The sequence below is a fragment of the Mesorhizobium sp. LSHC420B00 genome, assembly GCF_000503055.1.
GTDB lineage: Bacteria > Pseudomonadota > Alphaproteobacteria > Rhizobiales > Rhizobiaceae > Mesorhizobium.
This window is the reverse complement of the sequence record NZ_AYVY01000018.1, coordinates 35,127-59,603: the sequence shown is the minus strand read 5'-3', so window position 1 is coordinate 59,603 and position 24,477 is coordinate 35,127. Positions and strand designations below refer to the sequence as shown.

General features: G+C 63.7%; 27 protein-coding genes. 15 read left to right on the top strand and 12 right to left on the bottom strand.

The genetic code is table 11. The features are described 5' to 3' along the window. The first annotated feature begins 1 nt into the window (after position 1). Complete coding sequence (gene doeB, locus X760_RS61820) at positions 2-1,003, top strand: N(2)-acetyl-L-2,4-diaminobutanoate deacetylase DoeB (RefSeq protein WP_023720648.1); 1,002 nt, start codon at positions 2-4, stop codon at positions 1,001-1,003. 2 nt (positions 1,004-1,005) lie between these two features. On the opposite strand, the gene X760_RS61815 is transcribed toward doeB, so the two are convergent. Beyond that, a complete protein-coding gene (locus tag X760_RS61815; RefSeq protein ID WP_198030523.1) occupies positions 1,006-1,665 on the bottom strand; it encodes a GntR family transcriptional regulator in 660 nt (219 codons plus the stop codon). A 322-nt stretch (positions 1,666-1,987) separates the two neighbouring features. On the opposite strand from X760_RS61815, the gene X760_RS61810 reads away from it, so the two are divergent. The 8 genes from X760_RS61810 to atzF are packed head-to-tail and all read left to right on the top strand — an operon-like array spanning position 1,988 to position 10,261. Continuing rightward, positions 1,988-3,115 carry a BMP family ABC transporter substrate-binding protein gene (locus X760_RS61810; protein ID WP_023720646.1) on the top strand — a complete coding sequence of 376 codons (1,128 nt, stop codon included), beginning with the start codon at positions 1,988-1,990 and terminating at the stop codon, positions 3,113-3,115. A gap of 20 nt (positions 3,116-3,135) precedes the next feature. Continuing rightward, positions 3,136-4,260, top strand: coding sequence for an ABC transporter permease (locus tag X760_RS61805; protein WP_023720645.1), 1,125 nt, complete (start codon positions 3,136-3,138; stop codon positions 4,258-4,260). After that, positions 4,260-5,186 carry an ABC transporter permease gene (locus X760_RS61800; protein WP_023720644.1) on the top strand — a complete coding sequence of 309 codons (927 nt, stop codon included), beginning with the start codon at positions 4,260-4,262 and terminating at the stop codon, positions 5,184-5,186. Before X760_RS61805 ends, X760_RS61800 begins: the two co-directional genes overlap by 1 nt. A gap of 14 nt (positions 5,187-5,200) precedes the next feature. Then, on the top strand, positions 5,201-5,902 hold the full coding sequence (locus X760_RS61795; protein WP_023720643.1) for an isochorismatase family cysteine hydrolase: 702 nt from the start codon (positions 5,201-5,203) through the stop codon (positions 5,900-5,902). Between the two features lie 10 nt (positions 5,903-5,912). After that, positions 5,913-7,445 (top strand): ABC transporter ATP-binding protein, encoded by a 1,533-nt coding sequence (locus X760_RS61790; RefSeq protein WP_023720642.1) that lies wholly within the window; start codon positions 5,913-5,915, stop codon positions 7,443-7,445. After that, a complete protein-coding gene (locus X760_RS61785; RefSeq protein WP_023720641.1) occupies positions 7,445-8,113 on the top strand; it encodes an isochorismatase family cysteine hydrolase in 669 nt (222 codons plus the stop codon). The genes X760_RS61790 and X760_RS61785 overlap by 1 nt, the downstream gene beginning before the upstream one ends. Then, on the top strand, positions 8,106-8,456 hold the full coding sequence (locus tag X760_RS61780) for a cupin domain-containing protein (protein ID WP_023720640.1): 351 nt from the start codon (positions 8,106-8,108) through the stop codon (positions 8,454-8,456). Before X760_RS61785 ends, X760_RS61780 begins: the two co-directional genes overlap by 8 nt. Continuing rightward, positions 8,453-10,261, top strand: a complete 1,809-nt coding sequence (gene atzF / locus X760_RS61775; protein WP_023720639.1) for an allophanate hydrolase — start codon at positions 8,453-8,455, stop codon at positions 10,259-10,261. The genes X760_RS61780 and atzF overlap by 4 nt, the downstream gene beginning before the upstream one ends. Positions 10,262-10,266: 5 nt before the next feature. Here the strand turns inward: atzF and X760_RS61770 are convergent, their stop codons facing one another. Both X760_RS61770 and cueR read right to left on the bottom strand, forming a co-directional pair. Then, positions 10,267-10,824 carry a cytochrome c gene (locus tag X760_RS61770; RefSeq protein ID WP_023720638.1) on the bottom strand — a complete coding sequence of 186 codons (558 nt, stop codon included), beginning with the start codon at positions 10,822-10,824 and terminating at the stop codon, positions 10,267-10,269. Beyond that, the gene (gene cueR / locus X760_RS0138710; RefSeq protein WP_031194477.1) at positions 10,821-11,219 is read right to left on the bottom strand and encodes a Cu(I)-responsive transcriptional regulator; all 399 of its coding nucleotides are present in this window, start codon (positions 11,217-11,219) and stop codon (positions 10,821-10,823) included. The genes X760_RS61770 and cueR overlap by 4 nt, the downstream gene beginning before the upstream one ends. 263 nt (positions 11,220-11,482) lie before the next feature. Here cueR and X760_RS61765 point away from each other — a divergent pair, with 263 nt between their 5' ends. From X760_RS61765 to X760_RS61755, 3 genes are read left to right on the top strand one after another with little or no spacing between them, the layout of a single operon-like run. Then, complete coding sequence (locus tag X760_RS61765; protein WP_023720636.1) at positions 11,483-12,550, top strand: type III polyketide synthase; 1,068 nt, start codon at positions 11,483-11,485, stop codon at positions 12,548-12,550. After that, positions 12,547-13,260, top strand: coding sequence for a methyltransferase domain-containing protein (locus tag X760_RS61760; protein ID WP_023720635.1), 714 nt, complete (start codon positions 12,547-12,549; stop codon positions 13,258-13,260). The genes X760_RS61765 and X760_RS61760 overlap by 4 nt, the downstream gene beginning before the upstream one ends. Beyond that, positions 13,257-14,477: an FAD-dependent oxidoreductase gene (locus tag X760_RS61755; RefSeq protein ID WP_023720634.1), complete on the top strand. Its 1,221-nt coding sequence runs from the start codon at positions 13,257-13,259 to the stop codon at positions 14,475-14,477. Before X760_RS61760 ends, X760_RS61755 begins: the two co-directional genes overlap by 4 nt. Before the next feature lie 123 nt (positions 14,478-14,600). Here X760_RS61755 and X760_RS76530 read toward each other — a convergent pair whose 3' ends face one another. The 8 genes from X760_RS76530 to X760_RS61720 all read right to left on the bottom strand — a co-directional run bounded on the left by X760_RS76530 (position 14,601) and on the right by X760_RS61720 (position 20,003). After that, a complete protein-coding gene (locus X760_RS76530) occupies positions 14,601-14,765 on the bottom strand; it encodes a hypothetical protein (protein WP_023720633.1) in 165 nt (54 codons plus the stop codon). A gap of 113 nt (positions 14,766-14,878) precedes the next feature. Then, positions 14,879-15,445, bottom strand: coding sequence for a hypothetical protein (locus tag X760_RS61750; RefSeq protein WP_023720632.1), 567 nt, complete (start codon positions 15,443-15,445; stop codon positions 14,879-14,881). After that, positions 15,442-16,221: a DsbA family protein gene (locus X760_RS61745; RefSeq protein ID WP_245278647.1), complete on the bottom strand. Its 780-nt coding sequence runs from the start codon at positions 16,219-16,221 to the stop codon at positions 15,442-15,444. The genes X760_RS61750 and X760_RS61745 overlap by 4 nt, the downstream gene beginning before the upstream one ends. A 51-nt stretch (positions 16,222-16,272) precedes the next feature. Further along, entirely contained in the window at positions 16,273-16,956 is a 684-nt protein-coding gene (locus X760_RS61740) for an SCO family protein (RefSeq protein ID WP_023720630.1), read from the bottom strand. A 67-nt stretch (positions 16,957-17,023) separates the two neighbouring features. Continuing rightward, positions 17,024-17,551, bottom strand: coding sequence for a TlpA disulfide reductase family protein (locus X760_RS61735; protein WP_198030522.1), 528 nt, complete (start codon positions 17,549-17,551; stop codon positions 17,024-17,026). Between the two features lie 7 nt (positions 17,552-17,558). Then, positions 17,559-17,999, bottom strand: coding sequence for a DUF411 domain-containing protein (locus X760_RS61730; protein WP_023720628.1), 441 nt, complete (start codon positions 17,997-17,999; stop codon positions 17,559-17,561). A gap of 28 nt (positions 18,000-18,027) precedes the next feature. After that, positions 18,028-19,464: a multicopper oxidase family protein gene (locus X760_RS61725; protein WP_023720627.1), complete on the bottom strand. Its 1,437-nt coding sequence runs from the start codon at positions 19,462-19,464 to the stop codon at positions 18,028-18,030. 131 nt (positions 19,465-19,595) lie between these two features. Then, positions 19,596-20,003 carry a hypothetical protein gene (locus X760_RS61720; protein WP_031194474.1) on the bottom strand — a complete coding sequence of 136 codons (408 nt, stop codon included), beginning with the start codon at positions 20,001-20,003 and terminating at the stop codon, positions 19,596-19,598. Between the two features lie 113 nt (positions 20,004-20,116). Here X760_RS61720 and X760_RS61715 point away from each other — a divergent pair, with 113 nt between their 5' ends. Then, the gene (locus tag X760_RS61715; protein ID WP_023720625.1) at positions 20,117-20,713 is read left to right on the top strand and encodes a cation diffusion facilitator family transporter; all 597 of its coding nucleotides are present in this window, start codon (positions 20,117-20,119) and stop codon (positions 20,711-20,713) included. 198 nt (positions 20,714-20,911) lie between these two features. Here the strand turns inward: X760_RS61715 and X760_RS61710 are convergent, their stop codons facing one another. After that, on the bottom strand, positions 20,912-21,334 hold the full coding sequence (locus tag X760_RS61710) for a hypothetical protein (protein ID WP_023720624.1): 423 nt from the start codon (positions 21,332-21,334) through the stop codon (positions 20,912-20,914). A gap of 188 nt (positions 21,335-21,522) precedes the next feature. On the opposite strand from X760_RS61710, the gene X760_RS61705 reads away from it, so the two are divergent. Further along, positions 21,523-22,335, top strand: coding sequence for a methyltransferase domain-containing protein (locus tag X760_RS61705; RefSeq protein ID WP_031194473.1), 813 nt, complete (start codon positions 21,523-21,525; stop codon positions 22,333-22,335). A gap of 611 nt (positions 22,336-22,946) precedes the next feature. Next, a complete protein-coding gene (locus X760_RS61700; RefSeq protein WP_023720621.1) occupies positions 22,947-24,476 on the top strand; it encodes a DUF2778 domain-containing protein in 1,530 nt (509 codons plus the stop codon). The last annotated feature ends 1 nt before the right edge of the window (position 24,477 follow it).

The window sequence follows — 24,477 nt, the reverse complement described above, 5'->3', positions numbered from 1 at the left end:
GATGTCCAGCCTTCGCCCATCACCGATCACGCCGAGCGTCGATTTCGAGCGCGACGGCGTGCAGCACGGTTTCTTGCGCCTGCCTTACAGCCGTGACGATTCCGCCTGGGGATCGGTGATGATCCCGATCTGCGTCATCCGCAACGGCAACGGGCCGAGTGCATTGCTCACCGGCGGTAATCATGGCGACGAATATGAGGGGCCGCTGGCGCTTTACGATCTCGCCCGCACGCTCGATCCGAGGCAGGTCAGCGGCACGGTCATCATCGTGCCGGCGATGAATTATCCGGCGTTCCGCGCCGGCACGCGCACCTCGCCGATCGACAAGGGCAATCTCAACCGCAGCTTTCCCGGCCGGCCCGACGGTACGGTGACCGAGAAGATCGCCGATTATTTCCAGCGCGAACTTCTGCCGCGCACCGACATCGCGCTCGATTTCCATTCCGGCGGCAAGACGCTCGACTTCGTGCCGTTCTGCGCCGCCCATATCCGGCCCGACAAGGTGCTGGAAGAGAAGGGGTTCGCTGCGGTTGAAGCTTTCTCGGCACCCTGGTCGATGAAGATGCTGGAGATCGACGCGGTCGGCATGTTCGACACTGCCGCCGAAGAGATGGGCAAGCTGTTCATCACCACCGAGCTCGGCGGCGGCGGAACTTCGCGCGCGGAAACGGTGCGGATCGCGCGTCGCGGCATGCTCAATGTGCTGCGCCATGCCGGCATCGTCGCCGGCGCGGTCGAGATGCAGCCGACCCGCTGGCTCGACATGCCATCGGGAGATTGCTTCTCGTTCGCCGAGGACGACGGGATGATCGAAACCATGATCGATCTCGGCGAGCCGGTGGCAGAAAACCAGGTGCTGGCGCGCATCCATTCGATCGGCCGCACCGGGGGCGCTCCGCAGGAGATCCGGGCCAAAATGTCCGGTCTGTTGGCGGCGCGGCATTTCCCCGGATTGGTCAAGGCTGGCGACTGTGCCGCCGTGGTGGCCGTGCTGGTCGATTGAGGCTAGGAAGCCGATGTCGGAAACGGCTCGGCCTTGCCTTTGGCGCGGTCGCCGATGGCAAAGACGGCGCTCGCCTCGCTGACGATCGAGACATGATCCTTGGCGGCTGTTCCGGCGGCCGTACTGTCGCCGCGCATGATTGCGGTAACGATGGCGTCATGCTCCTGCCACGACTGGGCCAGCCGGCCGGGCAGCATGAATTGCGCGCGCCGGAACGGCGCCAGACGGCTGCGGGTCATGACGGTCAGTTCATAAATGTGCTTGCTGTGGGCGCCGCGATAGAGCCGGGTGTGGAACCCGGTGTTGAAAAGCTCATACTCTTCTTCGGCCCCGAGCTGCACAAAGCGCGCGGAGGCTTGATGCTCAGCCTCCAGCGTGCGGCGCTCGCCGGCGGTCATGCGCTCGGCCGAGAACCGCGCGCAGATCGCTTCGAGCTCGGCCATGCTCTCGAACATCGAGGCGAGGTGCTCCTGCGTCATCACCGCGACGGTGGCGCCGCGGTTGGGCCGCCTTTCGACCAGTCCCATGGCACTGAGCCGGCTGAGCGCTTCCCGGATCGGCGTACGTGAGACGTCGAAGCGGGCGGCGAGCGAGGCTTCGTCGAGTTTTTCGCCGGGACGCAGGAAACCGGTGACGATCCGGTCGCTGATCGCCCTCACCATCTGATCGACGGTCGTGCCCGACCTGATCAAATTGCGCTTTGCCGACACGTCTCCTCCGTCCAGTCTCTTCGCGCAGCCATAAGCCACGCACCGGCTTCGATTCCTCCGCAGCTCTGTATGCCTATGTTTTAGCCTTCATGTCAAATTGGCCGTTTTAGAGGCAAAAAGTGTATGCAATTGCTCCGGCTTTGTGCAGGCCACATCGGCACACTCGTTGATATTGCTGAATAAATCCCATTTCTGAAACTGGCACGCTGATTGCATACACTTCTTTCATTGAGGTGTTAACCGGCCCCAAAGGCCCCATAGAGGGAGCATTCACATGACCGAGCGATTCATGCTTAGCCGCCGCGACCTGCTCAAGACTTCCGCCGCCGGAGCGGCGCTCGGTCTTGCGTCCGCATCGTTTCCGATCAGCAGGGCCTTCGCCGCGACCGCAACCGTCGGCTTCATCTATGTCGGGCCAAAGGACGATTACGGCTACAACCAGGCGCATGCCGAAGGCGCCGCCACGCTGAAGGGGATCGAAGGCATTTCCGTCGTCGAAGAGGAGAACGTGCCGGAGACGGTCGACGTGCAGAAGACGATGGAATCGATGATCAATCTCGACGGTGCGTCGCTGATCTTCCCGACCTCGTTCGGCTATTTCGATCCGCATATGCTGGCCATGTGCGCGAAATTCCCCGACGTGCAGTTCCGTCATTGCGGCGGCATGTGGAACAAGGACAAGCATCCGATGAATGCCGGTTCCTATTTCGGCTATATCGGCATGGGCCAGTATCTGAACGGCGTCGTCGCCGGCCACACCAGCAAAACCAAGAAGCTCGGCTTCGTCGCGGCAAAGCCGATCCCGCAGGTGCTGCTCAACATCAATTCCTTCCTGCTCGGCGCGCGCTCGGTCGACCCGACCATCACCTGCCAGGTGATCTTCACCGGCGAGTGGTCGCTGGCGGTCAAGGAGGCGGAGGCCACCAATGCGCTGGTCGACCAGGGCGCCGACGTCATCACCTGTCATGTCGACAGCCCCAAGGTGGTGGTCGAGACGGCGGCCGGACGTGGCGCCTTCGTCTGCGGCTATCATGCCAACCAGAGCCCGCTGGCGCCGGAGAAATACCTGACCGGCGCGGAATGGAACTGGGCCAAGGTCTACAAGATGTTCGTCGACGATCTGGTGGCCGGCACGCCGCTGCCCAATTTCACACGCGGTGGCCTGGCAGACGGCTTCGTCAAGATGAGCCCGCTCGGCCCCGCCGTCGGCGATGCCGCCCGCAAGCAGTTCGACGGCACGCTGGCCGAAATGATGAAAGGCGGATTTTCCGTCATCAAGGGTCCGCTGAAGAGCAACAAGGGCGTCGTCGTCGCGACCGAGGGCCAGGCCTTCGTCGAGACCGCGCTCGAGCTCGAAAGCATGGACTACCTCGTCGAGGGCGTGGTCGGTTCGACCGCCTGAACCGGATCGGAGACGGGGCCATGGCAGACACGGTCAGTACCGCGAGCGCACCAGCGCTGTTTGGCGCCAGGAATTATCCGGCGGCACTCGAATGGGTGGCACGGCGGGCGGAAGCCTTCGTCATACCGCTCGCGGCGCTGATCGTCGGCATGGCGCTGTTCAGCCTGTTCATCGCGCTGGTCGGCAAATCACCGGTGCAACTCTACGTGACGATGTGGCGCGGCGGCTTCGGCTCCTGGTTCTCGATCCAGAACTCGCTGTCGCGGGCCGCACCGCTTTTGCTGGCAGCGCTCTGCGTGGCGCTGCCGGCTCGGCTCGGCCTCGTCGTCATCGGCGGCGAAGGCGCGATTGTGCTGGGCGGCGTTGCCGCCGCCGCCATCGGCGTCGCGGCGAATGGCGCGCCGGCTTTCGTGGTCATCCTGTTGATGGGCGTGGCGGGCGTGGTCGCCGGCGGCATCTGGATAGGTGCCGTCGGCGCACTCCGCCACTACCGCGCCGTCAACGAAACCATATCCAGCCTGCTGATGGCCTATATCGCCATCGCGCTGATGAACCATCTGGTCGAAGGGCCGCTGCGCGATCCGGCCTCGCTCAACAAACCCTCGACCGAGCCGCTGGCGGATGCCTACCGCATCGGCAACATTCCAGGCATGGACGTGCACTGGGGCCTTGTCGTCGGCATCGTCGCCTGCGTCCTGTCCTGGCTGTTGATCGAAAAGACGCGCTGGGGGTTTGCCGCCCGCATTGCCGGCGGCAATGTCAGGGCGGCCCAGGTGCAAGGGCTTGCCGTCGGCCCGCTGATCGTCGGCTTTACCGGGCTCGCCGGCGGCTTTGCCGGACTGGCCGGCATGCTGGAAGTCGGCGCCGTGCAAGGCAGCGCCAACGCTTCGCTCGCCGCCGGCTACGGCTATACCGGCATCCTCGTCGCCTTCCTCGCCCGCCACAATCCGCTCGCCATCATCCCGGTCGCTTTCCTGCTCGGCGGCATCGGCGCTTCCGGCGGGCTGATCCAGCGCCGCATGGACCTGCCCGACGCCACCGTGCTGGTGCTGCAAGGCATGCTCTTCGTGGTCATCCTGTTCAGCGAAACCTTTTACGGCCGCTTCAAGGTTTTCAATCCCGATCTGTGGAAGAGGGGCTCCTGATGGACGCGACCGAGATCGGCCTGTGGGGCGTGCCGCTCGCCATTCTCGGCGGCGCCATCCGCGTCTCGACGCCGTTCATCTTCGTGTCGCTCGGCGAAGCCATCACCGAGCGCTCCGGCCGCATCAATCTCGGCCTCGAAGGCACGCTGGTCTTCGGCGCAATGACCGCCTATGCGGTAGCAGTGGTGACCGGCTCGCCATGGCTCGGCGTGCTGGCTGCCGCCGGTGCCGGTCTTTGCTTCGGGCTGTTCCATGGCTGGATCTGCAAATTCCGCGGGGTTAACGACATCGCCATCGGCATCGCGCTGATGCTGTTCGGCTCGGGTCTCGCCTTCTTCTTCGGCAAGCCGTTCATCCAGCCCTCGGCGCCAGACCTGCCGGCCATCGCCTTCGGTGGCTGGTCGAATATTCCGCAGGTGCAGGCGGCGCTCAACGTCAACGTGCTGTTCCTGATCGGGGCCGCACTTGCGCTGTTCCTGTGGTGGGCCTTCCGTAACACCCGCGCCGGCCTGATCGTACGCGTCGTCGGCGACAGCTCCGATGCGGCGCGCGCCATGGGCCTCAATCCCAACACCGTGCGCCTGCTTGCGACAGGCGTCGGCGGCGCGCTCGCCGGCATCGGCGGCGCCTATCTGTCGCTCTATTACCCCGGCAGCTGGACCGAACGCATCTCGTCGGGGCAGGGGCTGATGGCGGTGGCGCTGGTCATCTTCGCACGCTGGAACCCGCTCGGCTGCTTTGCCGCGGCACTGTTGTTCGGCGGCGCCGGGGCGCTAGGCCCGGCGTTGCAATCGGTCGGGGTAACGCAGGGCTACTATCTCTTCTACGCCGCACCTTACATCCTCACGCTCATCATCATGATCGCCACCTCGTCGCCGAGCCGCTCGCTTGCCGGCGCGCCGGGCGAGTTGTCGATCACCAAATGACTGGAGTTTTCCCGATGAACGCCAGAGCCGAGATCACCCAGCGCTACATCGACGCCGACCCTTATCCATGGCCCTACAATGGCGAGCTGCGGTCGGACAATACGGCTCTGATCATCATCGATATGCAGACCGATTTCTGCGGGCCGGGCGGCTATGTCGATCATATGGGCTACGATCTTTCGCTGGTGCGGGCGCCGATCGAGCCGATCAAGTCGGTGCTTGCAGCCATGCGGGCCCAGGGCTACACCATCATCCACACGCGCGAGGGCCACCGGCCCGATCTCGCCGACCTGCCGGCCAACAAGCGCTGGCGCTCACGCCGCATCAATGCCGGCATTGGCGACCCCGGACCTTGCGGGCGCATCCTGGTGCGCGGCGAACCAGGCTGGGATATCATCCCCGACCTCTATCCGGCGGCGGGCGAACCGATCATCGACAAGCCGGGCAAGGGCTCGTTCTGCGCCACCGATCTGGAGCTGATCCTGCACCAGCGCGGCATCGAAAACATCGTGCTGACCGGCATCACCACCGATGTCTGCGTCCACACGACCATGCGCGAGGCCAATGATCGCGGCTTCGAATGCGTGATGCTTGAGGACTGCTGCGGCGCGACCGACTACGGCAACCATCTCGCCGCGATCAAGATGATCAAGATGCAGGGCGGCGTGTTCGGCGCGGTGTCGAGCTCGGCGTCCTTCGTCGCGCAGCTGCCGTGAGGGGGCGATCTTGAGCGGAACCATCGTCAAGAAAGCCGTCGGCGTCGAGACTATCGGCATGACCATGCGCTTCGGCGCCTTCACCGCGCTGGACGATGTCTCGATCAAGGTGCCAGCGGGATCATTCCATGCGCTGCTCGGCGAAAACGGTGCCGGCAAGTCGACGCTGGTCAAATGCATGATGGGTTTTTACCGCCCGACCGCCGGCGACATGCTGGTCGATGCCCGCGAGGTCGCGATAGCCAGCCCGAAGGATGCCTCGGCGCTCGGGCTAGGCATGGTCTATCAGCATTTTACCCTCGTCCCGTCGCTGACCGGTGCGGAAAACCTGGTCATTTCCCGCGAGAAAGTGCCGGGCGTCATCGACTGGCGCAAGGAGCGCGCCGCACTTGCGCAATTCATGCAGCGGATGCCGTTCAAGCTGCCGCTCGACGTCAAGGTGGCGGAACTTGCGGCCGGCGAGAAGCAGAAGCTCGAAATCGTCAAGCAGCTCTATCTCGGCCGCAGTTTCCTGGTGCTCGACGAGCCGACTTCGGTGCTCACCCCTGGCGAGGCACAGGAAGTGCTTGGCCTGGTGCGCGACATGACCAGGACAGGCGACCTCACCGTGCTGATGATCTCGCACAAATTCCACGAGGTGACGGCCTTTGCCGACGACATCACCGTGTTGCGCAAGGGCAGGCTGACCGGAACCGGAAAGGTCTCCGAACTTTCGCACAAGCAGATGGCGGCGATGATGATCGGCGACCAACCGATTGCAGCACTCGACAGTCGCGCTCCGGTGCCGGCCGGCGCCAGGCAGGTGCTGACGGTAAAGTCGCTGAAGGCGCCTGACCGCACCGGCTTGAAAAGCATCGACATCGGCGAGCTCGACGTGAAGTCCGGCGAGATCGTCGGCATCGCCGGCATCTCCGGCAACGGCCAGAAGGAGTTTCTCGAAGTCCTTGCCGGACAGCGGGCACGCAATGCGGGCGACGTTCTGGTGAAAGGCTCGCCCTATGGTGCCAGCCGCAGCGAGGCGCGCACGCTCAATGTCCGCTTCATTCCGGAGGAGCCATTGCGCAATGCCTGCGCACCGCGGATGACGGTGGCCGAAAACATGGCCTTCCGGACCTTCGACCTCAACGAGGCCGGCAAGCCGGTCAACTGGATCAGGATGAGCGCGATCAGGGACTACGCGGCCCGTCTTGTCGAACAGTTCAAGGTCAAGACGGCCTCGCTCGCTTCGCCGATTTCATCATTGTCGGGCGGCAATGTGCAGCGCGCGGTGCTGGCGCGGGAACTGACCGGCGAGGTCGATTTGCTCATCGTGTCGAACCCCTGCTTCGGCCTCGACTTCTCCGCCGTCGCCGAAATACGCGCCCGCATCATGAAGGCGCGCAATGCCGGTGCTGCAGTGCTTTTGATGTCGGAGGACCTCGACGAGCTGCTTGAGCTCTCGGACCGCATCTTCGTCATGTCGGATGGCGCGCTGGTCTACGAGACGCCGATCGCGCAGGCGAGCGTGCAGACGATCGGCGAGCACATGGCGGGACATCATTGATGGCGGAGATCGAGGCGCTGCCGTTCCCGTTTGCCTTCAAGCCTGAGGCGATGGCGCTGGTCGTCATCGACATGCAGCGCGATTTCGCCGAGCCCGGCGGCTTCGGCGCCAGCCTCGGCAACGACGTCAGCCGGATCACGGCGATCGTGCCGACGGTGAAAAGGCTGCTCGAAGGGTTTCGCGCCGCTGGCCTGCCGGTGATCCACACGATGGAGTGCCACAAGGCAGATTTTTCGGATCTGCCGCCGGCCAAGCGCAATCGCGGCAATCCGTCGATCCGCATCGGCGATATCGGTCCCATGGGTCGCGTGCTGATCGTCGGCGAACCGGGAACGGCGATCCTCGATGAACTTGCACCATTGCCTGGCGAGATCGTCATCGAAAAACCCGGCAAGGGCGCGTTCTATGCCACCAGCTTCGGCGATGACCTCAAGCGGCTCGGCGCACAGCAACTGGTCTTTGCCGGGGTGACGACGGAGGTCTGCGTGCAGACGACGATGCGCGAGGCCAACGACCGCGGCTATGAATGCCTGCTGGCGGAGGATGCGACGGAGAGCTATTTTCCGGAGTTCAAGACGGCAGCCCTTGCCATGATCAGGGCGCAGGGCGCGATCGTCGGCTGGACGGCGACAACGGACCAGGTGCTCGAGGGAATTTCCAATGCCTAACATTGCATACCAGGCCCTCATCCAAGGGGGCTGGCGTGATCTGCCATTCGAGCCTTTTCGCGAAGGCATCACGGTGCATTGGCTGCTCAAGGGGGGATCGACGGAACCGTCGGTCGCGATTCTCAACTACCGGGCGGGCGCCGGCGTGCCGCGTCACCGCCACGCCGGGCTGGAAACGATCATCGTGCTGGAAGGCTCGCAGAGCGACGAGAACGGCGATTATGCAGCGGGCAGTGTGATCCTGAACCCGGTTGGAACCGAGCATTCGGTGTGGACAAAAGACGGCTGCGTCGTACTCATCCAGTGGAACCTGCCGGTCGTCATTCAGGGCGAGGCCGAATGAGCGACATCCGCTTCGACATAGCGAGCCTGCACGCCGCCTATCAGGCCGGCCTCAGTATTGGCGATATGATCGATACGGTCCATGCGCGGCTCGCGGCGGCCGATGACCCGGGCATCTTCATCCATCTGGCGAGCAGGGCGGAGATGCTTGCCGAGGCGGAAAAGCTCGGCCCGTTCGATCCGTTGGCAAAGCCACTGTGGGGCGTTCCGTTCGCGGTCAAGGACAACATCGATGTTGCCGGCATGCCGACCACGGCGGCCTGCGCGGAATATGCCTACTTGCCGGCGAACGACGCCACCGTCGTCGCGCGGCTCAAGGCCGCCGGCGCGCTGGTCGTCGGCAAGACCAATCTCGACCAGTTCGCTACCGGCCTGGTCGGCGTGCGCACGCCCTATCCAATCCCGAGGAATGCGATCGACCCGACACTGGTGCCGGGCGGCTCCTCATGCGGCTCGGCCGTGGCGACGGCGCGTGGCATCGTCTCGTTCGCGCTCGGCACCGACACCGCCGGTTCGGGCCGCATACCCGCCGGCCTCAACAACATCGTCGGGCTGAAGCCGAGCGTCGGCGCGCTGTCGGCCGCCGGCGTCGTGCCGGCCTGCCGCACGCTCGACTGCGTCTCCGTCTTCGCACTCAACGTCGACGACGCCTACAGCGTGTTCGAGGTCGCGGCGGCGAAGGACGACGCCGATCCCTATTCACGTGACCTCGGCATCCAACCGCTTGCCGCGCGCCCACCGGTGCTGACGGTTGGCGTGCCGGCCAAGGCCGATCGGACGTTCTTCGGCGACCAGGCGATGCAGGCGGGCTTCGAGGCCGCTCTTGCCTCGCTGGAGACGCTGGGCTGCAGGCTGGTCGAAATCCCGTTCGGCGATTTCTACGCCACCGCCAATCTGCTTTACGAGGGCGCCTGGGTGGCCGAGCGTTACACCGCGATCAGGGACTTCATGGATGCCAACGAGGCGGCCATGCATCCGGTGACGCGGCAGATCATCGGCGGTGCGCGAAAACTTTCCGCAGCGGACGCCTTCAACGGGCTCTATGCCTTGCAGGCCTACAAGGCCAAGCTTGCGCCGGTTATCGCCTCGGTCGATCTTTTCTGTGTGCCGACCGCGCCGACGCATTACACAGTCGAAGCGGTGTTGGCTGACCCTATCGTCACCAACAGCCGGCTCGGCACCTACACCAACTTCGTCAATCTGCTCGACATGTGCGGCATCGCCGTGCCGACCGGAACCCGCAGCGACGGTTTGCCGATGAGCGTCACCTTGCTTGCCGCGGCGGGCAAGGACCATCTGACGGCGTCGCTTGCGCGCGATGTCCATGCGGCAAGCGGCCTTGCGCTGGGCGCTACCGGCTGGCCGCTGCCGCCGCGTGGCGATATCCGCGTGGACGTGGATGAAGGCACGATCGAGCTGGCCGTGGTCGGCGCGCATCTATCGGGGATGGCGCTGAACGGCCAGTTGCAGCAGCTCGGCGCGATTTTCGCCCGGGCTGCGAGAACGGCGCCGCTCTACCGGCTTTACGCACTCGCCGGCCAGTCGGTGTCGAGACCGGGGCTCGAGCGCACCTGCAATGGCAAGGGCACAGCCATCGAGGTCGAAGTCTGGCGGCTGTCGCCGCAAGCCTTCGGTCGCTTCGTCGCGGCGATCCCGCCGCCGCTCGGCATCGGGACGCTTCTGCTCGACGACGGAACTTCGCCGAAAGGCTTCCTCGTTGAAAGTGCCGGCCTTACCGATGCAGAAGAGATTTCGCATTTCGGCGGCTGGCGCAATTTCATGGCGGATCAGCAGCTGCGGAGCTGACGCCATCACTCGACCTTTTGCCGGAACTTCGAGTGGCAGCTCGAGCAATCCTGCAAGATGAGATGCAGGAGGTGCTCCGCCGGCAATTTGGCGGGATCGGCTTCCGCCGTCCCCGGTCGCTTGCCAAGCAGGCTGCCACCGCCCATCGCCGGGCCGGAACCCATTCTCATGTCGTCGGTAATGCGCGGCGGCACCCGCTCGGCGTCGGAGGCCAGGGCGCTGGCCAGCGTCCCGATGTGGCGAGCCAGCCCTTCGAACTCCGCGCGGGCAGGGTCGATATCCAGCTTGGCGCCTGAAGGCGCACCCAATGTCGCGCTGGGGAATTCGGCAATGAGGGAAGGGCCGGTGCGGGCGCGGATGGCCTCGGCCGCCGCTTGGAAAGCCGCGGCGTCATACGCCCGCTTGCCGTCGAACATCCCGGCGATCGCCTTTGCCGCCGCAGCCATTTCCTTCATCGAGGCCTGGCGAGCCTCGATGACCGCATCACGGCTCGAATGGGCGGCAGCGAGCACGACAGAGACGCAGGCAAGCGACAGCACTGTTAGAGCGGCTGCGAGCCTCACTGGGCCACGCCTTGTCCCGCCAACTCGTCGATGATCGGGCACTCCGGCCGCTCGTCGCCGTGGCAGTGACTGACCAGATGGTGAAGCAAGCCACGCAATCCGACCAGTTCGGCGATCTTCCTGTCGATCTCCACCAACTTGGCTTTCGCGATCGCCTTCACGTCAGCGCTGTCACGTTCCCTGTCTTGGTACAGCGAGAGCAACTGGCGGCATTCGTCGACCGAAAACCCCAGGCTTCGCGAGCGCTGCAGGAAGCGCAGCCGGTGAATATCGGCCGTCGAGTAATCGCGATAGCCATTGTCTGTCCGGGCCGGGTGCAAGAGCCCGATGTCCTCGTAGTAGCGGATCGTCTTGGCCGGTAGGCCGGATTTTTCGGATGCGACGCCGATGTTCATATCGGAAATCTCCTTTATCGGAGGAAATAGACCTTCCAGTAGATGGAAGGTCAACATGATGTGGCGATTTTGGATGCCCGACGCAACCGCCCGCCGGCTCCAACCGTTTGCCTGCCAACAGCGCATACTGAACCTTCGGGAAGAAATCAGTTTTCGGAAACGTTTATCGAACAGCGCTCAAACTCGGCGCCCGGCACCAGGTACCGATCAGCAAGGACCCTCCGGCGGCACGTTACGCCGTGCAGACGCCGAGGAGATAGAACATGCCCGTCAAGGCCTATATCAACCGGATCGCGACAGCGGTGCCGGAGCACGAGGTTCATCAATTCTACCTGCGTTTCGCGGCCTCGATGCTCGCGGCCGATCGCCGGAGGATCTTCGAACGCATGGCCGATCTTGCCGGCATCGAGCACCGCTATTCCTGCTTTGCGCCGGCGTCCGATCCCGAAGGACCATCCGCCGACCTGGCCGGGACCTTCATTCGGGGCGCGTTTCCCGGAACGGCCATGAGAATGGCGATGTTCGACGATGCCGCACCTGTTCTGGCGCAAAAGGGCATCGACGGATTGCAACTTGGCGGCGACGCTTCCCGCATCACCCATCTTATCGTCACTACCTGCACCGGTTTTTCGGCGCCGGGCATCGATCTCGAGCTGGTTGCGCGTTGCGGGCTGCCGAACGGGGTCGAACGCACGATGATCGGTTTCATGGGTTGCTACGCGGCGATCAACGGCCTCAAGCTGGCGCGTCACATCGTCCGCTCCGACCCGCAGGCCAAGGTCCTGCTGGTCAATATCGAGCTCTGCACGATGCACCTGCGTCAAACCACCGAACTGGAAAAACTGCTGTCGTTCTGCCTCTGGGGAGACGGCTGTGCGGCTGCGCTCATCACTTCCGAGCCGCTCGGCATCGAGCTCGATAGCTTTCACTGTCTGGTGGCGAGGGAGCGGCGGGATCTGATGCGCTGGAATATTCGCGACCACGGATTCGAAATGGTTCTTTCCGGCCAAGTGCCGGCAGCGATTCATGAAGCGTTGCGGAGCAACCAGGCCGCCATCCTCGGTGGCCGGCCGACCGAGGCGATCGACCTTTGGGCCGTGCACCCGGGTGGGCGTTCGGTGCTCGATGCCGTCGAAAGGGCTCTGGAACTGGAGCCCACCGCGCTGGAACCATCGCGCGCGGTGTTGCGCCAATACGGGAACATGTCGTCGGCGACCGTCATGTTCGTGATGAAAGAGATGCTGAAGGCGCCTGCCGGCCTGCTCGGCTGCGGCATGTCGTTCGGACCCGGGCTGACGGCCGAAACCATGCTCTTTCGAACGGTGTCATGAGCGGCCTGGAGCATCGGCAGCTTGCGCCGGAAATCCTTGACGGCCTTGCGGCCGACGATCCGCGAGCGCTGACCGCGCGCCGCGACCTTCGGCGCATCAATATGCTGATGTTTCAGGTGCCGATCATGACGTCGTTGCTCAGGAGGTTTGTGCCAAAGCCGCCACGCCGCATTCTGGAGATCGGCGCCGGCGATGGCTCCTTCATGCTGGCGGTGGCGCGGCGCATGGCCAGGCATTGGCCTGGGGTCGAACTGATGATGCTCGACCGCGTCAGCCTCGTCACCGCGCAATTGCGCGGCGATTTTGACAGGCTGGGATGGAAGGCTGAAGGGATCACCGCCGATGTCTTCGACTGGGCAGGAAAGATCGAGGGCGCACGGTTCGACGCCGTCACGGTCAATCTGTTCCTGCATCATCTCGACGATGCGCAGCTCGTGCGTCTGTTTTCGCTGATCAGGCCGAAAGCCCCGTTGCTGCTGGCGACTGAGCCGTTGCGGGCGAAACTGGCGCTGGCCGCGACCCGTCTTCTCCCGGCAATCGGCGCCAATGACGTCACACGAAACGATGCGGCGCAAAGCGTGCGTGCCGGCTTTCGCGGCAGCGAGCTTTCCGGTCTCTGGCTTGCGGCCAACGGCAAACCGGTCGAGGAGCGGCGCGCCGGCCTCTTCTCCCACATCTTCGTCGGCGCCAGTGCCGGCAGCGACTCATGACGCGATTGTCGACTCATGACGCGATCGTCATCGGTGCCGGCCCGGCGGGGACGTCCGTCGCGCTCACGCTGGCCCGGCGCGGATGGGCCGTGGCAATTGTGGAAAAGACCGCATTTCCGCGCCGCAAGGTCTGCGGCGAATACATCTCGGCAAGCAATCTTGCGCTTCTCGACCAGCTGGAGATCGGCGATGCCTGGCGTACCGATGCCGGCCCCGAAATCCGCCGCGTCGGTTTGTTTTCCGGCGAAACCTGCGTCGAGGCGGCAATGCCACGTGCAGGAGCTGGGCCTCCTGCAAAAGACGGCTTCGGCCGGGCACTCGGCCGGGACATTCTCGACTCTCTGCTTTTGCAGACGGCGCGATCGGCGGGTGTCGAAATCTTCCAGCCCTGCCGCGCCGTCGCCATCGACCGGGACGGCGAGATGCAAAGGGTACGAATTCAAGCCGGGGACGAAACGGCGATGTTGCGCGCCCCGGTGATTGTCGCCGCACACGGCTCCTGGGAACCGGGGCCGCTGCCCAGCCAGCTCGCAAAGGCCAATCGCCCGTCGGACCTGCTCGGCTTCAAGGCGCATTTCACCGGGTCGTCGCTGGCGCCGGATTTGATGCCTCTGCTGGCCTTCCCCGGCGGCTATGGCGGCATGGTCTCGGCCGATCATGGCCGCTTGTCGATCTCGTGCTGCATTCGCCGCGATATGCTGGCGCGGTTGCGTAAACAACATGGCCCCAAACACCGGAGCCATGTGCCGGCCGCCGATGCGGTCTCCCGCCATCTCGTCGACTCATGCCGGGGCGTGCGGGACGCTCTGGAACCGGCGCTTCTCGACGGTCCGTGGCTTGCCGCAGGTCCGATCCGGCCGGGAATCCGCTCGTTCTACGAAGAGGACATCTTCCGCGTCGGCAACGCAGCCGGAGAGTCTCATCCTGTTATCGCCGAGGGTATCTCGATGGCGCTGCAGTCCGGCTGGCTGCTGGCTTGCGAACTCGCATCCGCGCCAGGTGGCCGAGCAGGGCGCGAGGCTGCCGCCAGGCGCTATGAGGCGGCCTGGAAAAGACTGTTTTCGACACGGGTCTACGCTGCCGCGGCCCTTGCCGGAATTGCCCTTCGCCCCGGCAGCGCCACCTTGATGGCGGCGATCGTCCGGAATTTCCCGCAGACACTGACACTGGGCGCGCAACTGAGCGGCAAGACCAAGCGGGTTCCCGGCTTTGCCTGACGAGTGACGCGGCGTCGTGCTGCCCTGGTCGCCTTACATGCCACCGCCACAGTTGGCAGCAGCTGGCTCCTTCTCCCCGGAATTTGTCATCGCATAGTCGTATACCTGACTGCGTCCGCGGCTTCAGGTTCGCAGGTATTTGACCAAGGCTGCAATCGCGAGCAAGAGGGCGACGAACACCAGGACCCAGACGAGCGCCATGCCGCCCATCATCCACGTACCCATTGGACCATTCATCATTGCAATCACCTTTACGGTCAGTGAAGGCCCGCCTTCGTCGGTAAGCATCGGCGACTGCGAAGGCAATTAGCTCGCCGTGGAATTCGGTCAAGACGACTAGGAAACCGATCGGCCGCCTGTCGCCTTGTCCCGCCAACCGGAAGTGTCCTGTCCTTGCCGTCTCACATACCTCCGCCGCAGCCGTCCGAGAGATCCCAGACGTCGACGACCTGCTTGCCGGTGAAACCTTGCTCGCGGATCAGGAACTTCGCCAATCCGCCATACACTTTCCAGCGCCAGCATTGGCAGCAGCAAGGGCCTTTCTCGTTGGAATTGGCCATCGCATAGTCATAGGCCTGCTGCTCGTCGCCGGAGAGTTTCACATCGTAGTAGGGCATCATCTTCTGTGCGATGCCGGCCGGAATATCGTACGGATCGTTCGGGATCATCGCGATCTCGCGGTACCTGGCCAAACCGTTCACCTGCTCGGCATAGCGCTTTGTCTCCATTGGGCTGCAGCACGAGCCCGTGATCCGCGACATCGCCGGCATGGTCGCAATCGACTCCGTGAACTTGGCCGAACACGTGCTGTTGCCGTTCTGGCTGAGATATTTGAAGCGGCGCACCAGATCGGAATCCTCCGCGGCGATCGTCAAATCCGGCCCCTTGAGCAAGCCGACGACCGCAGCGACGCCAAAGGCGCTGCCCAGAACAACCGTCCGTCGGGTTGGATGGCATATCCGGCTCATTTGCTGTTCCTCGCTTGCTCGATCAGTTTCTTCATCGTTGCGAGGTCGGTCGCGCCGGGGAAAATCTGCTCGCCAACGACGAAGCTTGGCGTTCCACTGATCTTCAGCGCCTGTGCCAGTTGCGTATTCCGGTCGATCGACGCCTGGATATCGGGCCGCTGCATGTCGGTCTTCAGCTTAGCCACATCGAGACCGACGTCGGCAGCAACCTTCAGCACGACCGCTTCGGTCACCCGCGTCTTCACCGCATACAAGGCCTTGTGGAATGCCATGTACTTGCCCTGGCGCATTGCGGCGAGAGCCGCCTTGGAAGCAAATACGGAATCCGTGCTGAGGATCGGGAATTCCTTGTAGACGATTTTGAGCTGCGGATCGTCGGCCACGGCTTGCGCCAGGATCGGCGCAACCTGGCGGCAATAGGGGCAGTTGTAGTCAAAGAACTCGACCATGATGACGTCGCCTTCGGCGTTGCCGCCGACCGGGCTCGCCGGGTCCCGGAAGATATCGTCGGCCTTGGCCGCCAGGGCAGCCTTCGCCTCTTTTGCCGCGGCCTCGCGCTGGCGGGCATCGAGGCTCTGCAGCGCCTCCATGACGACCTCGGGATGCGCGAGGATATAATCGTGGATGCGCTGGTCGAACTGGTCCTGGGACATCTCGCCCGCGGCGATCGCCTTACCGTGGATACCGAGCGCGAGCCAGGCCGTCGCACCGGCCAGGACGAAGGCACGGGCCATTTTGCCAATGGCTCCGCGCCATGAATTGGATTTGTGGATCACAGGGTTCTCCTTCCCTCTGTTTCGCCGGACCGCCGGCATGTGAATGGTGCCTCAGAACATGCCCTTGATCGTCGCCCACCATCCCGTTTCCGGCTCATGGTGCGGGCGCTCGACATTGTTGGTGAGCGCATTGACGAAGGTGACGAGATTGACCGCAGCGAAATTCAGGCCATGGAAATTCGCCCGCCAGCGGCCCTCCTTGTCGATCACATGGGTGACGGTGCCGTGCATCTGATAACCATCGTCCGTCAGTGTGAACTTGTGGCCGAAGGCCTCCGCCAGTCTGCGGGTCGCATCCTCCGGCTGATCCGCCGTCGTGGTCAGGAACAGCCAATTGACGGGATCGAGCCCGTGCGTCTGCCCGTAGCTGCGCAGCACGTCCGGCGTGTCCCTGGCGGGGTCGGTGGTGATGGTCACAAAGCTGACCTGGCCTCTCATCGGCGTGCCGTTCACCATTTTCTGGACCTCGGCGATCTTCTCGGCATGCAGGGGGCATACATCCGGGCACGATGTGTAGATGAAGTGGAGGACGACCACCTTGCCGCGCAGATCTGCCGTTCGCACGACACGCCCATCGGCGGTGCGCAGCGTGAATTCAGGCGCCGGCTTGTCGATCGTTTGGAAATATTTCTCGTCGCCCTCAAGCATGGTGTCGATTTCGTCGAGCGAGTGGGCTTGCGCCCGATACGAAAACCCCACGGTCAGCGCCGCAATGGCAATGGCGCCCAGCAGCAAACACCTCCACTCGTTCAAAGCCGATGCAAGGCAGTGAGCCTTCAACCCGGACATATCTGTTCCTTTCTCACTCGGCAGCGATGCGGCTGCCGATGAAGTCGACCATGTCGGGCGCGTCCCATTCGGCCGGCCCAATCAGCCGGCCGATCTCCTTGCCGTCGCGATTGATCAGCAGGGTTGCCGGAAGGCCGACGGAGCCGATGGCGAACATGGCCTTGCCCGAGGCATCGATGTTGAGGGCGAGGTGCTTGATGCCGATCTCGGCAAAGAACTTCTTCACAATCTCAGGACCGGCACGGTCCATGGACAGCGCGACGACCTCGAAATCCGGACCGCCCAGTTTGGCTTGCAGACGATCGAGCGTCGGCATCTCCTTGCGGCAGGGCGCGCACCATGTCGCCCAGATGTTGAGCAGCACGACCTTGCCGTGGAAATCCGCAAGCGTTTTCGGCTTGCCATTGCCATCCTCGAAGCTGATTTCCGGTACGGGGGCGGGCGCCTCGTGAACGACAAAGTTCTGCGTCGGCTCGGCGGCTGATACCGGCAGCGAAAATGCTAGCAGCATGCCAATCAGGACCATGGCCAGTTTGCTCACAATAGCCTCACTCGGTCGCGTAGACGGTGGGTGCCTTGCCGTCCTTGGTGAAGGCGTAGACGACGAAGGGGCCTTGCTTCTCACCACCCATGCCTGGAGCGCCCGTCGGCATGCCGGCCAGCGTTATGCCGGTGATGGCAGGGCGTTCGGTCAAAAGCTTCTTGACGATTTCGACCGGCACCAGGCCATCGACGACATAGCCGTCGACCATCAGCGTGTGGCAGCCTTCGAGGTCGGCCGGCACGCCGGCATCGCTGCTGATCTGAGAGAGATTGTTGACCGGCTTGATGTCGACCTTGAAGCCGTTGTGCTCGAGATAGTTGGCGTAGGATTCGCAGCAGCTGCATTGCGGGTTCTTGTACATGACGGCGTTGATCGTGGCGGCGAAGGCAGGCAGCGGCGTTGCGATCAGCAGGGACAGTGCGGCTAGGCGGTAGGTCAGTTTCATTGCAGTTCTCCTTGGTTGGACAAAACTTTCAGGTCACGCGGAACACTGTCATCAGGCCGGCCATCTGGTGATCGGCGACATGGCAGTGCAGCATCCAGTCACCGGGATTGTCGGCAACGAAGGCGCATTCGATCGTGTCCTTGGGGGCGAGCAGCACCGTGTCCTGCCATTGCCGGTGCGGTACCGGCGAGCCGTTGCGCGAAAGCACCGACAGGCTGAAGCCGTGAACGTGCATGGGGTGCCACCATGCGGTTTCGTTGCGCATGGTGAGACGGCAGGTGGCGCCGCGTTCCAGCGTGAACTGTGGCGCCATGCCCGCGTGGCCGTCGCCGGTCATCGACATGCCGTTGATTGCCCAGGCGGCGGCGCCGTTCATGCCGGGCATCGCCATGCTCATCATGCCGCCGACGCCGGCCAGCTTGCCGCCGCCCATCATGCCGCCCTGCAGGACGATCTCATGCCGTTCGGCCTTGGCCAGGTCGGGGGCCGGCAGCGGATTGGCCGGCAGGCGAAGCGGCGCATCGAGAGGATGATCGCGCAGCGGTGCTCCGGCGTCATAGGCGAGCGCGGTCAGGGAGTAGGCAAGGCCGTCGTAGAACTCATCGATCACCGCGTAGCGCTTGCCCGGGTCGCCCTGCATGTCGAGCACGACATCGATGCGCATGGCGGGCGCAAGCACCAAGCGTCCGCCCTCCGGCTCATGCGGGTCGCAGGGCTGGCCGTCGATGGCGACGATGACCGGACGGTGGCCTTCGAAACGCAAAGCCATGATGCGAGCGAGTGACGCATTGGCCAGCCGCAACCTGACGCGCTCGCCGGCCTTCACGGTCAGGTCGGCCGGCGGTGCACCGTTGACGGTGACGACATTGCCGACGCGGCCCGACATCGCTGCATCCATCATGTTGCCGAAGCCGGCAGCGATTTGCCCATCCTTGGTGAGCCGCCAGTCCTGCAGCAGCCATAGAAGCTCGCGGTCGACCGCGACCGGTTCGGCTTCCTCGACGATCAGTGCGCCTGCAAGGCCACGGCCAAGCTGAACCAGGCTGTCGGCATGCGGATGGTACCAGAAGGTGCCGGCATCGGGCGGGGTGAACTCGTACACGAAATTTTCGCCCGGCCTGATCGGCGGTTGGGTCAATCCCGGCACGCCGTCCATCGCGTTCGGCAGCCGGATGCCGTGCCAGTGAACCGTGGTGTCCTCGCCCAGTCCGTTCTCGACGATGATGCGAGCGGGCCGCCCCTGGCGCAAGCGCAGTGTCGGGCCGGGGACCGTGCCATCATAGGCCCATACCGGAGTGCGCGGACCATCGGGGCCGGTGAGCCGTGCCTGGCCTGGCGCCACCCTGATCCGGTGTTCGCCGGTAGCCAGCGCCAGTGCAGGGCGGATCGGCACGGAGGCGGCAATGCTGGCTGCCGCAAACAGGAATTTGCGGCGCGTTATGAACGGACTTGAAACGGAATTCACCCTTGTGACCCCTGCGGTAACCGACGGCGAACGTCGCTACGTCGATTGGATTGCTGCCGCGCCCGCTGCGCATTGTGCGCAGCCGGACGATCAAACGCCGCCAATCAGCCGCGGAAACGGCAGAAACGGCGTCAGACGAGAGCGCTGGGTCTTGGAGGGAATGGCTCGGGCAACAGACTTCGCCCGTGCAGGAACGCGGCGGGAAGCGCCGGCGGCAGCTCTGCCCGCAGCAGTCCCGTCACGGGGAGAGCTTCCGGCAGCACCGCCAGAACCGGTGCGACGCAGGTCGGCGCACATTGCATCGGTTTGTCGTTGTCGGCCGAGCTCTTGAGGCAAGCGCTGCAGTCGCCGCCCTTGGCATCGGCCATCTTGGCCATGTCGGCGTCGGTGGTGCCGGCATCTGCGGCCATGGTCATGCGGCTGTCGATCGCCATCCTGGCCGACATGACGGCAGCCTGAGCGGCGGACAGGCTGAACCCGGCGATCACGAGGACCGCGAGCAGCATAGTCAGGAGGTGTTTTGGTGACAGACGTGCCATGTTCGGCCTAGGCTGGCCTCAAATAGCGGTTTTTGCAAGCCCCTGCGAGATCGAGACCATCGAGAGCCGGGGCGGCCAGCAATAACATCAACACCATCACATCGGGACAGACCATGCAGCAAGCCATTACGTCGGACGGCCTTCGCCGGGTGGTGCTTGTCGTCGCGCTGCTGAACCTCGGTTATTTCGGCATTGAATTCGCCGTGGCGCTGGCGATCGGCTCGGTGTCGCTGTTCGCCGACAGCGTCGATTTCCTGGAAGATGCCTCGGTCAACCTCCTGATACTGCTCGCCATGGGATGGTCGCTGCGTGCCCGCTCGCGGGTCGGCATGGCGCTGGCACTTATCCTTTTGGTGCCGGGCCTGGCGACGCTGTGGACCGCGTGGGAAAAGTTCAACATGCCGGTGCCGCCGCAGCCAACGGCCCTGACGCTGGCGGGGTTGGGCGCCTTGGCGGTCAACCTGTCATGCGCCTACATGCTGGCGCGCTACCGCCACCACAGCGGCAGTCTTACCAGGGCGGCATTCCTCTCGGCCCGCAACGACGCCGTCGCCAACATCGCGATCATACTGGCCGGACTGGTGACCGCCTTCCTATGGCGCTCGGCATGGCCGGATCTGATCGTCGGGCTGGGAATTGCGGCACTGAATGCAGACGCGGCGCGCGAGGTCTGGGAGGCTGCCCGGGAAGAGCACCGAGCCGTTTCGTGAAGCCAAACGCTCAGCGCGCTGCCGGATTGCTAATCCGCCAATGCAGGGCGCATACCGGCCGGCAGTGATCCAGAAACTTGCGTGATCTCTAATATAAACGCACACTTGCAAAGCGGACCGAGAGAGAAACCGCCACGAACATCATCAAAAAGGCTCGCGTCCCGGACGAGGACGCGGGCCGGTTTTCGTTGGCATGCGCTAGGCAGGTATCAAGACGGCGATGCGGTGGATGCCGACCACCTTGCTGGTGTTGGCTGCCGCCTCGGTCTTGCCCTTGGAGCAGGTATACATGTCACCTTCCTTGAGCTTGAATTGCTTGTCGGCTTTCTTGATCGTGAATTCACCGGCGGCAATGGTACATACCATGTCGTTGTCCATTACCATTGCGGGAGCGGCTGCTCCCGGCTGAAAGACCACATCGACAATTGAGATGCTCTTGTAGGCGGGGATATCGGAATTGCCGGTGCCGACCTCAACTACCCTGACGCCGGGGGCTATTTCCCTGCCTTCCTTCGGGCCGTATTTCTTGGCCTTTGCAGCTGCCGCCAGCGTGAACAAAGGCGTTACCGCGGCCGCCGTCACGCCGAGCGCAATTGCAGACCTGCGATTTATGGTTTTCATCGCGTCCTCCCATTATGTTGGCCGCGCACCAATGTGCATGGCCACTCTATGTTAGCACATTTGCAGATAACTGCAGAACGCCGTTTCGGAGGGTCCATGAGCGAACCGCCGCTCGGTCGAATGCGACCGAAAAACAGACAATTCCATGCTATGCTGACGAGCCATAAAACGGACGGCGGGGGATAGCAATGTTGGAAACGGACAAGGTGTTCGCTGGCTCGATTCCGGAAAACTACGACCGCTATATGGTGCCGTTGATTTTCGAGCCGTTCGCCGCAGATCTTGCACGACGGGCCGCGTCCTTGTCGCCCAGGGCCGTTCTGGAAACCGCCGCGGGCACCGGTGTTGTGACCCGCGCATTGGCGCCAAAACTGTCCTCCGGTGCAAGCTATGTCGTAACCGACCTCAACCAGCCGATGCTCGACTACGCCGCTTCGCGGCAAGCTCCCGACGATCGCATCGAATGGCGCCAGGCCGATGCTCTGGCGCTGCCGTTTGAAAATGCGGCCTTCGATCTCGTTTGTTGTCAGTTCGGTGCGATGTTCTTTCCCAACCGCTCATCTGCCTACCGCGAAGCCCGGCGAGTTCTGAAGCCTGGCGGACATTTCCTATTCAGCGTATGGGATCGCATCGAGGAGAATGTATTTGCCGACGATGTGACGAATGCTCTGGCGCGGATTTTTCCGAACGATCCGCCGCGCTTTCTGGCCCGCACGCCGCATGGCTACCACGATACGGCACTGATCCGCCGCGAACTGGAGGACGCAGGTTTTTCCGGTGTGGTGATCGAGACGAGGGCCGAACAAAGCCGTGCCTCCTCGCCGCGCCTTCCGGCCGTTGCTTATTGCCAGGGCACTCTCCTTCGCAACGAAATCGAGGCCAGGGAGGCGGGAAAACTGGATGCTGCAACCGACTACGCCGCAGCCGCGATTGCAGACAGGCATGGCAGCGGCGGGGTTGCTGCCAAAATCCAGGCTCACATAATCATGGCTGTGGTCTGAACGGTTCATCGTTTTCCGGGCGGAAAACCGTTTCACACTTTTCCTGGAATTTGCTTGAGGTGCTGGGTATTCCGTTCCAGCGCTGAGCAGCAAACGTCTTGCCGCTATCCTGAATTCCCGGACGTTAATCGTTCATTCGCCCGAGTGGCAGGTCGACAAGTGGCAGGTCGATAATCGCCAGTTCGACCGATCGCCGGGGCTTGATGGCGGCGGCTGCCGGCGGCGCGATTCTGGTCGGCCTGGCTTCACTTTGGCAGCCGTCGCCGACTCCGCCCAGCAAGGTCTAGTCATTTCGCTTTCTTGACTCGGCCGACAAAAACGGGCAGCAAAGTCATCATTGGAGGGCAGTTTTGCCAACTATGCAGGTTTTGGAGGGCGTTTTTCGGTGTGACCGTCGCCCAATCGGCGGTCGGTAGAGGGATTGGTTAACCAACTTTGTCCATCTTTTGAATCAATCGGCAACAGACGCGAAGTGTGCTGGGGGCACCAGGCGAACTGTGAATGTCACGGCTGCGAAATCCGCTAGCCGGCAACGGCCGATTGAGAGTGGTTGAATGGCGTTTGTAAGTGCGAAAACCCGGGGTGACAGTCCTGCAACTGGATTGACTTCGATGAGGCCCGGCCTGCGCTGGGTCGCGGTTCCGGCCGTCGGCGCAGCCATTGCTTTATGGTCGGTGGCGACCTTGGCCGGCCTTTATTCGATGGGAACCTCGCTCACCGCCGCTTCCAACGGTCTCCCGCAAAGCCTGCTCGCGCCGCGCACCATCGCGCTCGCCGATCCTCGCCGCAGCCTTGCAAAGGCGCAGGCCCCGACATGGGCCGCGGCAAACGCAGCGCTGTCGGCCCAGTTGCTGCAGCACGGATGCGATGCCAACTGCCTGCGGTCGGCGTCGAACTTCGTTCACCAGGGAAAATCGGCGCGTCTCAAGCGCAATACCGTGCCGCTTGTCGCCGATGCATCGCGGCAATCCAGCTTCGACGACGTGGTGGCCAAAGCCGCGCTGTCGCCGCAAAAGCTTGCCGCTGCCTTTGCCCGTGCCTCCTCCGGCTCACCCGTCATGCTCGCCAGCCTGCCGGCCGATGCCCGGTTCGCCGAGCCGGTACGCATACCCGACCCGAACGGCCCGCCATCGGTGCGCTTCGGGCCGGCGGTGGCGGAGATCGAACGCTCGTCGCGCCTGGCGCTGGCGCTGGCGAATACGTTGCCGGAGCAGATGATCGACGTGCTCCCGGCAGCCGTCATGGCAAGCGAGCCCGCGGCTTCACAAGAGCCGCAAGAACCTGAGGTCCAGTTGGCCTCGCTGCCGCCGCAGGACGACATGCCCGACAGCATTCCGCTGCCGACGCTGCGTCCGCGGGCGGTCATCGATCAGCCGGCGCCCCAGACTCAAGCCTCGAAAGACCGGGCGCCGAAAGACCGGACGCCAAAGGATCAGGCAGCAAAAACGGAGCCGCCCCAGGCATCCAAGGCCCAGGCATCGAAGACCCAGGCATCCAGGGCGAGCAAGGTCCAGACGGCCGATGCTCCGCCGGTCGAGACGCAACCCGGCAGCCTGTCGCCTCGCAATTCGTCACAAGCGGCAGTGCCGGCCGTGTCGGGCAAGCCGGGCAAACGGTCGAAGACGCAGGGCGGCGACATGCTGGCCTATGCCAAGCCCGACATGCCTTCCGGCGGACTCGGCGGGGCCTTCAGGAACCTGTTCACCACGCCTGGCATGGGCAGCGGCGTGGCCGTCTACGACATCTCGGCCAAGACCGTCTATATGCCCGACGGCTCGCGGCTGGAGGCACATTCGGGATACGGTTCGATGGTCGACCAGCCGCGCTACGTTCACAAGAAGAATGTCGGTCCGACGCCGCCCGACACCTACAATCTGACGCTGCGGGAATCGCGCTTCCACGGCGTCGAGGCACTGCGTCTCACCCCTGCCAGCGGCAGCAACAAATATGGCCGCGACGGCCTGCTCGCCCACACCTACATGCTGCGCGGCGGCCGCGCCGAATCCAATGGCTGCGTCGTCTTCAAGGACTATGCCCGCTTCCTCGCCGCCTACAAGAAAGGCAAGATCAAGCGCCTTGTCGTGGTGCCGCGGCTGTCGAAGCCGCTGACACGCGTCGCCCAAGAGGGCCGCGGCGCTTAGG

Coding starts and splice junctions, on each gene's coding strand:
- X760_RS76530 (WP_023720633.1), bottom strand. CDS start 14,765: ATGCTTACCGACGAAGGCGGGCCTTCACTGACCGTAAAGGTGATTGCA.
- X760_RS61715 (WP_023720625.1), top strand. CDS start 20,117: ATGCAGCAAGCCATTACGTCGGACGGCCTTCGCCGGGTGGTGCTTGTC.
- X760_RS61805 (WP_023720645.1), top strand. CDS start 3,136: ATGGCAGACACGGTCAGTACCGCGAGCGCACCAGCGCTGTTTGGCGCC.
- cueR (WP_031194477.1), bottom strand. CDS start 11,219: ATGAACATCGGCGTCGCATCCGAAAAATCCGGCCTACCGGCCAAGACG.
- atzF (WP_023720639.1), top strand. CDS start 8,453: ATGAGCGACATCCGCTTCGACATAGCGAGCCTGCACGCCGCCTATCAG.
- X760_RS61810 (WP_023720646.1), top strand. CDS start 1,988: ATGACCGAGCGATTCATGCTTAGCCGCCGCGACCTGCTCAAGACTTCC.
- X760_RS61765 (WP_023720636.1), top strand. CDS start 11,483: ATGCCCGTCAAGGCCTATATCAACCGGATCGCGACAGCGGTGCCGGAG.
- X760_RS61730 (WP_023720628.1), bottom strand. CDS start 17,999: ATGAAACTGACCTACCGCCTAGCCGCACTGTCCCTGCTGATCGCAACG.
- X760_RS61750 (WP_023720632.1), bottom strand. CDS start 15,445: ATGAGCCGGATATGCCATCCAACCCGACGGACGGTTGTTCTGGGCAGC.
- X760_RS61815 (WP_198030523.1), bottom strand. CDS start 1,665: ATGGTGAGGGCGATCAGCGACCGGATCGTCACCGGTTTCCTGCGTCCC.
- X760_RS61780 (WP_023720640.1), top strand. CDS start 8,106: ATGCCTAACATTGCATACCAGGCCCTCATCCAAGGGGGCTGGCGTGAT.
- X760_RS61705 (WP_031194473.1), top strand. CDS start 21,523: ATGTTGGAAACGGACAAGGTGTTCGCTGGCTCGATTCCGGAAAACTAC.
- X760_RS61700 (WP_023720621.1), top strand. CDS start 22,947: ATGAGGCCCGGCCTGCGCTGGGTCGCGGTTCCGGCCGTCGGCGCAGCC.
- X760_RS61785 (WP_023720641.1), top strand. CDS start 7,445: ATGGCGGAGATCGAGGCGCTGCCGTTCCCGTTTGCCTTCAAGCCTGAG.
- X760_RS61755 (WP_023720634.1), top strand. CDS start 13,257: ATGACGCGATTGTCGACTCATGACGCGATCGTCATCGGTGCCGGCCCG.
- X760_RS61760 (WP_023720635.1), top strand. CDS start 12,547: ATGAGCGGCCTGGAGCATCGGCAGCTTGCGCCGGAAATCCTTGACGGC.
- doeB (WP_023720648.1), top strand. CDS start 2: ATGTCCAGCCTTCGCCCATCACCGATCACGCCGAGCGTCGATTTCGAG.
- X760_RS61710 (WP_023720624.1), bottom strand. CDS start 21,334: ATGAAAACCATAAATCGCAGGTCTGCAATTGCGCTCGGCGTGACGGCG.
- X760_RS61795 (WP_023720643.1), top strand. CDS start 5,201: ATGAACGCCAGAGCCGAGATCACCCAGCGCTACATCGACGCCGACCCT.
- X760_RS61720 (WP_031194474.1), bottom strand. CDS start 20,003: ATGGCACGTCTGTCACCAAAACACCTCCTGACTATGCTGCTCGCGGTC.
- X760_RS61800 (WP_023720644.1), top strand. CDS start 4,260: ATGGACGCGACCGAGATCGGCCTGTGGGGCGTGCCGCTCGCCATTCTC.